Origin of the sequence: Sandarakinorhabdus sp., from assembly GCF_031422795.1 — a bacterium.
Lineage (GTDB): Bacteria > Pseudomonadota > Alphaproteobacteria > Sphingomonadales > Sphingomonadaceae > Sandarakinorhabdus.
Window position 1 is genome coordinate 1 of record NZ_JANPML010000302.1, and the last position, 5,909, is coordinate 5,909.

The 5,909-nt window shown below is 66.1% G+C and carries 6 protein-coding genes; all 6 read left to right on the plus strand.

Going from position 1 to position 5,909, the window contains the following annotated elements; genetic code table 11:
• Positions 1 to 522: TonB-dependent receptor domain-containing protein (locus RMO81_RS10905; protein WP_310475889.1), on the plus strand; the 522-nt coding region annotated here is incomplete at its 5' end.
• A gap of 103 nt (positions 523 to 625) precedes the next feature.
• Positions 626 to 2,614: a TonB-dependent receptor domain-containing protein gene (locus RMO81_RS10910; RefSeq protein ID WP_310475890.1), complete on the plus strand. Its 1,989-nt coding sequence runs from the start codon at positions 626 to 628 to the stop codon at positions 2,612 to 2,614.
• Positions 2,595 to 3,047, plus strand: a complete 453-nt coding sequence (gene tsaE / locus RMO81_RS10915) for a tRNA (adenosine(37)-N6)-threonylcarbamoyltransferase complex ATPase subunit type 1 TsaE (protein WP_310475891.1) — start codon at positions 2,595 to 2,597, stop codon at positions 3,045 to 3,047. Before RMO81_RS10910 ends, tsaE begins: the two co-directional genes overlap by 20 nt.
• On the plus strand, positions 3,044 to 4,015 hold the full coding sequence (locus tag RMO81_RS10920; protein WP_310475894.1) for a phosphotransferase: 972 nt from the start codon (positions 3,044 to 3,046) through the stop codon (positions 4,013 to 4,015). The genes tsaE and RMO81_RS10920 overlap by 4 nt, the downstream gene beginning before the upstream one ends.
• Positions 4,015 to 4,776 (plus strand): nucleotidyltransferase family protein, encoded by a 762-nt coding sequence (locus RMO81_RS10925; protein WP_310475892.1) that lies wholly within the window; start codon positions 4,015 to 4,017, stop codon positions 4,774 to 4,776. Before RMO81_RS10920 ends, RMO81_RS10925 begins: the two co-directional genes overlap by 1 nt.
• Before the next feature lie 120 nt (positions 4,777 to 4,896).
• Positions 4,897 to 5,853, plus strand: a complete 957-nt coding sequence (locus RMO81_RS10930) for a Stealth CR1 domain-containing protein (protein WP_310475893.1) — start codon at positions 4,897 to 4,899, stop codon at positions 5,851 to 5,853.
• Positions 5,854 to 5,909 lie beyond the last annotated feature (56 nt).

Sequence of the window (5,909 nt, forward strand, 5' to 3'; positions counted from 1 at the left end):
CGGCTGGTGCTTGGCCTGTTCGAGGTCACCAAACCCTATTTCAACCTCGATCCCGCAGGCCGTTTCAGGCAATTGGGCGAAGTGCGCAACCGGGGCCTGGAAGCCTCGTTCAGCGGCCCGATCACGCCGCGATTGAGCGTGGTGGCCGGCGCCGTGCTGCTATCGCCGCGCGTCACCGCCAATGTGCCCGGCGTGGGCCGCCGGCCCGTTGGCGCGATCAGCGAAACCTACACGATCAACGCCGATTGGCGACCGCCCTGGTTGGCTGGCGTGTCGTTTGATGCCAGCGCCTATCACATCAGCAGCCAGACCGCGACAGTGTCCAACCTTGTTGCCATCCCGGCCCAGACCTTCGTCGATATCGGTGGCCGTTATCGCTTCAAATTGGCCGGCGCATCGGCCACGCTGCGCGTGCAGGTGGAAAATCTGCTGGATCAACAAGGCTTTGAACTGTTCGGTGCCGGTGCCTATCGCCCGGTGTGGGGCCGTGCTGCCAATGCCTATCTTACGATCGATCTGTGATCGCCAGCCCTGCAGCCTAAGCATTTTGCCGCTGGACTTGAGGTACAGCGCTGGCCATGAGCAGGCGATGACAGCGGCAAATTCAGCGCGCCGGGTTGCGGCAATGGTTGGCATGTGGCTGCTTGCGGCACCCGCCAGCGCCCAGCCTGCCCAACCCAACGACAGCACGCCGCCGCCCGCCGAATTGCCCGCGACAGACGCTCCCGACACAGCGGCCCCGATCGTGGCCGCCACCGGCAGCCGATCAGCGGAAAATGCCGTGCGCCAGGCCGGCGATGCGTTTGGCAGCACCATCGGCCGCGAAGTGATCGGCATCTACAACCAGATGAACGTGCGCGGCTTTTCACCGGTCGCCGCTGGCAATGTCCGCATCGACGGCCTGTATTTCGATCCGGTGGTCACGCCCAGCACCCGGCTGAGCCGCACCACCACCATCCGTGTCGGCCTGTCGGCGTTGGGCAGCCCGTTTCCCGCCCCCACCGGCCTTGTCGATTTCGGTTTCCGCCGCCCCAGCAGCGACGCCGCGGCCAGCCTGCTGCTCGCTGCCGATGAATGGGGAACGGTGAATGCCGAGGTCGATGCCGTGTTGCCGGCCAGCACCAGCCTCAGTTTTGGCCTGGGCGCATCGGCCCGCATTGAAAGCGGGCAGGACGCCACCCGCGAAAACAGCTTTGGTGGCACCCTGATCGCAGACTGGATGCCGGCACCGGGCCTTGCGCTCACCCCCTTCGTAAGCCTGCTGTACCAGAGCCTCGACGATCACCGCCTGACCTTCCAGACGGCCAGCGAATTTCTGCCGCCGCTGCTGCCGCGCCGCCAGCGCTTTGGCCCGGATTGGGTGAACGGCAGCGGGCTGGATATCAACATCGGCGTGCTCGGCGATTGGCAGGTGGCGCCGCAGTGGCTGCTGCGGGCCGGCCTGTTCCGTTCCTCGCGCAACCGCGAACGCCAGATGACCAATTTGATCCGCGCCTTGCAGCCGGATCGCACCGGCACCCAGCGCGTGATCGTCGATCCGCGCCTGAACTTTGCCGCGATCAGCGGCGAGGTCCGCCTCACCCGCCAGATCGACGAAGGCCCGCGCCGCCACCAGATCCATCTTGCGGTCCGCGGCCGCAACGGCGATCGGCGCTTTGGCGGGTCCGACATCCTTGAACTCGGCCCGGTGCAAATCGACACGCCGTCGCGCGTGCCGGAACCGGCGTTCCGCTTCAGCCAGCAGCAGTTTGACGATGTGAAGCAGATCACCGGCGGCATCGCTTACGAAGGCCGCTGGCTTGGCGTTGGCGAGATCGCGGCCGGCCTGCAATGGACCGACTACAAGAAGCGCATCGATTTGCCCGGCGGCGGCGTGCAGGCAACCGATGATCGGCTGCTGCTCTACAACATCACCGTTTCCGCCACCATCAGCGACGGGTTGGTGATCTATGCCGGCACGGTCAATGGCCTGGAGGAAAGCGGCGTCGCGCCCGGCAATGCCGCCAACCGCAACGAAGCGCTGCCGGCCATTCGCACCCGCCAGATCGACGCCGGGCTGCGGCTGGCCATCACCGATCAGATCAAGCTGGTCGCCGGCGTGTTCGACATCACCAAGCCCTATTTCAACCTTGATGCCAATAATCGCTTCGACGTGCTGGGCGACGTATCCAACCGCGGCGTCGAAGCCTCGATCGCCGGGCCGCTCACGCCCACGCTCAGCATTGTTGCCGGCGGCGTCTGGCTGTGGCCACGCGTTGTCGCCCCCGGCGCAGCGCCCGGCCGCATCGGCGAACACCCGGTTGGCGCCATCAGCCAGCGCGTGGAATTCAGCGCCGATTGGCGGCCACCGTTTGCGCCCGGCCTGTCGTTCGATACCCGCGTTGCCTATCGCAGCAGCGAGACTGCCACGGTGAGCAACAGCGTCGCCATCCCGGCCCGCACCGTCATCGATCTGGGCGGCCGCTACCGTTTCAAACTGGGCCGCAACAACGCCCTGCTGCGCGTCGCTGTCTCCAACTTGTTTGACGTGGAAGGCTATGATCTGCGCGGCGCCGGCGCCTATGGCCCCATCCCCGGCCGCTTGGCCCAGGCCTATGTCACGCTCGATTTCTGATCTCAGCCTTGCCGGCACACAGGCGCTGGCTGCCGGCCTTGCCACTGTGCTGCGCGCCGGCGACGTGGTCGCGCTGGAAGGCGATCTCGGCGCCGGAAAATCCACCTTTGCCCGCGGCGTGCTGCAGGCGCTGGGTTGGCCCGGCGAGGTGCCGTCGCCCACTTTCACGCTGGTGCAGCCGTACGAGGATCTGCCGGTGCCGGTGTGGCATGTCGATCTCTACCGGCTCGACCACCCATCCGAAGCCGATGCGCTCGGCCTGTTCGAAACCGATGCGGCGCTGATCATCGAATGGCCGCAGCGTTTGGGGCCGCGTTTGCCGCAATCGGCGCTGCGTCTGGCATTTTCCGGCAGCGGCGATGCGCCTCGCAGCTTGACTTGGGACACGCCCCCGGCTTGGGAAGGCCGGTGGCCACCTCCCTCTCCCAGATGATTCCGCCGCCCGGCACGGGCGCCTTCCTCAATGCCCATGGCTGGGGCGGCGCCGCCGTGCGCCCGCTGGCCGGCGACGCCAGTTTCCGACGCTATTTCCGGGTGGAATTGCAGGGCCGCACCGCCGTGCTGATGGACGCGCCGCCCGACAAGGAAGATTCAAGGCCGTTCCTCGCGCTGGGCAAGCATCTGCACGATCTGGGCTTTTCCGCCCCGCAGGCACTGGCCAGCGATCTCGATCAGGGTCTGGTGCTGCTGGAAGATTATGGCGACGCGCGGGTAAACCCGGTGCTGGCCGAAGATCGCAGCGCCGAGCATGCGATTTACGCCGCCGCCGTCGATATCCTCGTCCAACTGCACCTGCATCCGCCGGCTGATGTGCCGCCTTACTCCGAGGTCGAATATCTGCGCGAAGCCCGGCTGTTTCCCGATTGGTATCTGCCCGCTGTCGGCCTCACCGAAGCTCCCGGTTATACCGAGGCGTGGGCGCCGCTGTGGCCCGCCCTGTTCACCCACCCTCCGGTGCTGGTGCTGCGCGATTATCATGCCGATAATCTGATGCTGCTGGACCGACCGGGCCTTAAACAGCTGGGCTTGCTTGACTATCAGGACGCGTTGGCCGGTCACCCGGCTTATGATCTGGCCAGCCTGCTGCAGGATATCCGCCGCACGGTGTCGCCCGAACTGGAAGCCGCCATGCTGGCCCGCTACATCGCCACCCGGCCCGATCTCGACGAAGCTGCCTTCCGCACCGCCTATGCCATCCTGGCGGCGCAGCGGAACATCAAGATTTTGGGCGTGTTCACCCGCCTTTATGTGCGCGATGGCAAGCCAGCCTATCCCGGCTTCCACCCACGCCTGTGGGAATTGGTGCACGCCGATCTCGAACATCCGGCACTGGCCCCGGTAAAGGCCTGGTTTGATGCCCATGTGCCGGCCAGCGCCCGCCATGGCGTGAAGGTAAAGTGATGAGCAAGGCCCGCCCGCCCCTCACCCTGAAGCCGCATATCGATTGCGTGCTGCCCGCGTCGGCCATGGTGATGGCCGCTGGCCTGGGCAAACGCATGCGCCCGCTCACTGCCAGCCGCCCCAAACCGCTGATCGATGTGGCGGGCAAAACCCTGCTCGATCGCGCGCTGGATGGTGTTGCCGCCGCCGGCATCGAACACGCCGTGGTGAACGCCCACTATTTCGCCGATCAGATAGAAGCGGCGGTGAAGGCGCGCAAAACGCCCACCCGCATCGATCTTTCCGACGAACGCAGCCAGCTGCTCGAAACCGGCGGCGGCATCACCAAGGCGCTGCCGCTGCTGAAAGGCGACGCCTTTTACACCATCAATGCCGATAATATGTGGATCGATGGCCCGGTTGATACGCTGCGCCTGATTGCCAACCGCTGGAACGCCGCGGAGATGGACGCGCTGCTCCTCCTCGTGCCCTTGGCCCGCGCCAACGGCTTTGAAGGCCGCGGCGATTTCCACATGGACGGGATGGGCCGCCTTTCCCCCCGCGCCGGCATACGCATGGCGCCCTTTGTCTATTCCGGCGTGCAGATCATCAGCCGCACCCTGTTCGATGGCGAACCGGTTGAACCCTTCACCATGTGGCGGGCCTGGAACAAGGCGCTGGAAACGGGCCGCATGTACGGCCTCTCCCACCCCGGCCTGTGGTTCCACGTCGGCACCCCGGCCAGCATCGGCGAGACCGAGGCGCTGCTGCAGGAAGTGTGAAAAGCGCCTCCGTTCCCTTCCAAGTCCACGCCCTTCATTGACTTGTCACAAACCTCGCTCCATTAGCCGCCCTGTCCTGTTCTATCGTGGCGGACCAAAACGCTCGCCTGGACGGGACGAATGCAGATCATCAGCGACGACGCGCGTATCGACGCCGTCATCACCTGGGTTGATGGGGATGACCCGTCGCACCGGGCCCGGCGCCAGCACCATCAGCCGCTGGCAGCCCGCAACCTCAACGCCACCAACCCGCACCGTTGGGCCTGCAATGACGAGCTGGGCTATTGCCTGCGTTCGATCGCCAATCACGCGCCGTGGATCGGGCGGATCTGGATCATCACCGATGCGCAACAGCCCGATCTGTCGCGCCTGCCGGCCGATCTGGTGGCGCGGGTGCGGATTGTCGATCACCTCACCCTGTTTGCCGGCCACGAAAGCGCGCTGCCCACCTTCAACTCGCTGGCCATCGAGACTTTGTTGTGGCGCATTCCCGGCCTGGCCGAGCGCTTCGTCTATTTCAACGATGATGTGTTCCTCACCGGGCCACTGGCGCCCGGCGATGTGTTCCAGGGCGCAGCGCCGGTGCTGCGCGGCGCGTGGGTGGATCAGAGCGATATCGCCGCCGATCCCGCCAGCCGTGACGACCCGGCGCTGCTCAACGCACTCACCCAGATCAACGCAGCGGCTCTGGCCGGTTTCGGTGCAGATCGCCTGTTCCGCGCCGCCCACGTCGTCCACCCGCTCCGCCGCTCCGTGCTGGCGCGCCTCTATGATCAGCACCGCGCCGCCTTCGTCGCCAATCTCGGCCACCGCTTCCGCTGCGTCTCGCAATTCCTACCCCAAGGCCTGCACAACCACGCCTGCATCGCCGCCGGCATGGCGGTGCTGCACACGGAGGAAGACCATCTCCACCTGCGCACCGGCGCCGTGCTGGATTACCCGCTGCCGCAAGTGCGCGCCTACCTCGCCCGCGCGTGCCAACCGCAGTTCAAATTCCTCTGCGTCAACGATCTCCCCCAGGTCGAAGCCGCCATCCCCGACACCCGCGCCTGGATCGAACGCGCCATCGCAGCGTGAGGGAAGGCAGAAGAGGGCCTCCGGCGGGCAGGGTCGCAGACCCTGCACCCGTTTGC

Coding starts and splice junctions, on each gene's coding strand:
- RMO81_RS10910 (WP_310475890.1), top strand. CDS start 626: ATGGTTGGCATGTGGCTGCTTGCGGCACCCGCCAGCGCCCAGCCTGCC.
- RMO81_RS10920 (WP_310475894.1), top strand. CDS start 3,044: ATGATTCCGCCGCCCGGCACGGGCGCCTTCCTCAATGCCCATGGCTGG.
- RMO81_RS10930 (WP_310475893.1), top strand. CDS start 4,897: ATGCAGATCATCAGCGACGACGCGCGTATCGACGCCGTCATCACCTGG.
- tsaE (WP_310475891.1), top strand. CDS start 2,595: ATGTCACGCTCGATTTCTGATCTCAGCCTTGCCGGCACACAGGCGCTG.
- RMO81_RS10925 (WP_310475892.1), top strand. CDS start 4,015: ATGAGCAAGGCCCGCCCGCCCCTCACCCTGAAGCCGCATATCGATTGC.